The organism is Erwinia sp. PME.40.26/001 (assembly GCF_055556675.1).
Map to the genome: position 1 here is coordinate 1 of NZ_JBVHNP010000373.1, position 243 is coordinate 243.

The 243-nt window shown below is 50.2% G+C and carries 1 protein-coding gene; it reads right to left on the reverse strand.

From position 1 onward, the window contains the following. Nucleotides 1-243: CZB domain-containing protein (locus tag ACZ3HG_RS24600; RefSeq protein WP_465335121.1), on the reverse strand; the 243-nt coding region annotated here is incomplete at both ends.

The following is a 243-nucleotide window of genomic DNA, read 5'->3' on the forward strand; positions in this document are numbered from 1 at the left end:
CTTGCTCATGAAACTGACGATGGGGTGTTTCCAGCTCGCGAAAGCCACCCAGATGGGAGCAATGCGCTTTACCCTCGCCCTGATAATACCATTTGCCCAGGCGGCAATTATGATGGTCAGCAAAGTTGGCGACAGTCTTGTTATTCAAGCCAAACAACACGCGATACACCTCAAACTTGTAGATCAGGTGATCCATTTTGGCCAGTTCAACAAAGCTCTTCAATGCCGTCGGCGCCATGGAGT